The organism is Cellulomonas sp. P4_B5_2 (assembly GCF_056402235.1).
In genome coordinates, this window is the sequence record NZ_JBFUHU010000398.1 from 1 (window position 1) to 2,861 (window position 2,861).

Annotated in this window: 3 protein-coding genes and 1 pseudogene; all 4 read right to left on the bottom strand. The window is 74.1% G+C overall.

Features of this window, described 5'->3' with window-relative positions; genetic code table 11:
* A pseudogene (locus AC1DUQ_RS20100) lies at positions 1-356 on the bottom strand (hypothetical protein); the annotation flags it as partial.
* 90 nt (positions 357-446) lie between these two features.
* A complete protein-coding gene (locus AC1DUQ_RS20105) occupies positions 447-1,352 on the bottom strand; it encodes a phosphoribosylaminoimidazolesuccinocarboxamide synthase (protein WP_477061052.1) in 906 nt (301 codons plus the stop codon).
* Between the two features lie 27 nt (positions 1,353-1,379).
* Positions 1,380-1,790: a hypothetical protein gene (locus AC1DUQ_RS20110; protein ID WP_477061051.1), complete on the bottom strand. Its 411-nt coding sequence runs from the start codon at positions 1,788-1,790 to the stop codon at positions 1,380-1,382.
* 9 nt (positions 1,791-1,799) lie between these two features.
* Positions 1,800-2,861: phosphoribosylamine--glycine ligase (gene purD / locus AC1DUQ_RS20115; protein ID WP_477074456.1), on the bottom strand; the 1,062-nt coding region annotated here is incomplete at its 5' end.

Consider the following 2,861-nt stretch of genomic DNA (forward strand, 5'->3'; position numbering starts at 1 on the left):
CCCCAGGTGTCCGACTCGATCCCGACCGGCGTGGTGCCCAGCGAGAACGCGATGTCCGCGGCGCCCCAGCCGAGCGTCACCACGCCCCAGGTGTCCGACTCGATCCCGACCGGCGTGGTGCCCAGCGAGAACGCGATGTCCGCGGCGCCCCAGCCGAGCGTCACCACGCGCTCCGGCTTCGCGGCGATCTCCGCGGTGCCGAGCGCCGAGTCGATCGAGACGGGGAAGAGCGCGTCCGACGTGGGCTCGGCGGAGGTGTCGCCGGAGGCGTCGTCGGACGACCCGCCGCACGCGGCGAGGGTGAGGGCGACGGCCGTCGCGGTGGCCACCAGGGCCGAGAGGCGCGCGATGCGCACGGTGGTGCTCCCATCGGATCGAGGTCAAGCTAATGAGGCAAGCCTAACCTCATAGACCCGCGCCGATCCGCGACGGGCGTGTCGGGAACCTCACACCGACAGGGACGTCCCCGTCAGCCGCTCGTACGCCTCGAGGTACCGGTCGCGGGTGCGCTCGACCACGTCCGCGGGCAGCGGTGGCGGCGGGGTGTCCGAGTCGCGGTCCCACCCGGACGCGGCCGACGTGAGCCAGTCGCGCACGAACTGCTTGTCGAAGCTGGCCTGCGCACGGCCGGGGTGCCACAGGTCGGCGGGCCAGAACCGCGACGAGTCGGGCGTGAGCACCTCGTCGCCGAGCGTGATCGCGCCGGTCGTCGGGTCGGTGCCGAACTCGAGCTTGGTGTCGGCCAGGATCACGCCGTGCTCGCGTGCGATGGCCTCGGCGCGTCCGTAGACCGCGAGGGTGAGCGCCCGGAGCGCCTCGGCCGCGTCGGCGCCGACCTGCTCCACCACGGCCTCGAACGGCACGTTCTCGTCGTGCTCCCCCAGCTCCGCCTTCGTCGCGGGCGTGAAGATCGGCTGCGGCAGGCGCGAGCCGTCGACCAGGCCCTCGGGCAGCGCGATGCCGGTCACCGACCGCGACACCCGGTACTCCGCCAGGCCCGACCCGGTCAGGTAGCCGCGCGCGACGCACTCGACGGGGAACATCTCCAGGCGGCGGCACACCATCGCGCGGCCGGCCACCGCGTCGGGCACGTCGGTCGACACCACGTGGTTGGGCACCAGGTCCGCGAGCTGCTCGAACCACCACAGGCTCAGCTGCGTCAGGACGATCCCCTTGCCGGGGATGCCCGGGCTCAGCACGTGGTCGTACGCGGACACCCGGTCGCTCGCGACGACGAGGACGACGTCCCCGAGGGCCTCGGTCGACCCCGAGCCGTCCGGCACGTACAGGTCGCGGACCTTGCCGGAGTAGGTGTGGGTCCAGCCGGCCAGGTCCGGGGTCGTCGCAGTCACGGCCCTAGTGTGCAGGTCCGCGCGGCGTCAGACGAGATCGTCTCCGCCCTCGAGCCCGTCCGGGATGGGCAGCCCGACCAGCCGCACCAGCCGCTCCACGGTCTCCTCGACGAACGTGTCCTCGGGCTCGTCCACGTGCTCGGCGGCCAGCAGACGTCGGACGTGCTTGGCCTCGACGTCGACCGCGCCGACCAGCAGCGCCCACTCGGCGAACGCCTCCGCCTCGGCGTCGAGGTCGACCGGGTCGCTCTCCGCCGGGTCGTCGAAGTAGTCCCGCGGCTGGAAGCCCAGGTAGAACCGGCCGAGCCCGTCCGGCGCCGGCCGGTAGTCGACGGACGCGATGTCGCTGTCGTGCACCTCGATGCTCAGGCTCGGCGTTACCGAGACGTCCCCGCCCCAGGCGCCGTCGCCGTACTCGAACTTCTCGAAGCTGCCCATCCCGCGAACCTAGACCAGCGGGACGCCTGCCACCGCAGCGGCGATGTCCGAGCGGTGGTGCGAGAACGGCAGCTCGATCCGCTCGACACCGGCGTAGGCCGCGGCGCGCGCGGCGGCCAGGTCCCGGCCGACGCCGACGACCGACAGCACGCGCCCGCCGGCTGCGACCAGGTGCGAGCCGTCGATCGCCGTGTCGTCGTCGCCGGGGGCGTTGAGCCGCAGGGCCGTCCCCGCGTGCAGGACGTGCACCCCGGGCAGCGCCTCGGCGGCCTCGATCCCCGTGATCGGGTCGCCCGCGCGCACGCTGCCCGGGTACCCGCCGGACGCGATCACCACGGTCACGGCCGCGTCGTCGCGCCAGCGCAGCGGGGGCAGTGCGCCGAGCGTGCCGGTCGCGCTCGCGAGCAGCACACCCGCGAGCGGCGTCTCCAGCCGGGCGAGCACCACCTGCGTCTCGGGGTCCCCGAACCGGGCGTTGAACTCGACGACCTTGAGCCCGGTCGAGGTGAGCGCGAGGCCCACGTACAGGACCCCCGAGAACGGGGTGCCGCGGCGAGCCATCTCGGCGATCGTCGGCCGGGCGACGCGCTCGACCACCTCGTCGACCAGGTCCGCGGGCGCCCAGGGCAGCGGCGAGTACGCGCCCATGCCGCCGGTGTTGGGCCCCTCGTCGCCGTCGTGCGCGCGCTTGAAGTCCTGCGCGGGGACCAGCGGCACCACGTCGACGCCGTCCGACAGGACGAACAGCGAGATCTCCGGGCCGTCCAGGTAGTCCTCGACGACGATCCGGCCGCCGGGCTTGGCCAGGCAGGCGGCCGCGTGCGCCAGCGCCTCGGCGCGGTCGTCGGTGACGACGACGCCCTTGCCCGCGGCCAGCCCGTCGTCCTTGACCACGTACGGGGCACCGAAGGCGTCGAGACCCGCGGCGGCCTGCTCGATCGTGGTCGCCACGCGGGGTTCGGCCGTGGGCACGCCGGCGGCGGCCATGACCTCCTTGGCGAACGCCTTCGACCCCTCGAGCTGCGCGCCGGCGGCCGACGGACCGAACACCGGGATCCCGACGTCCCGCAC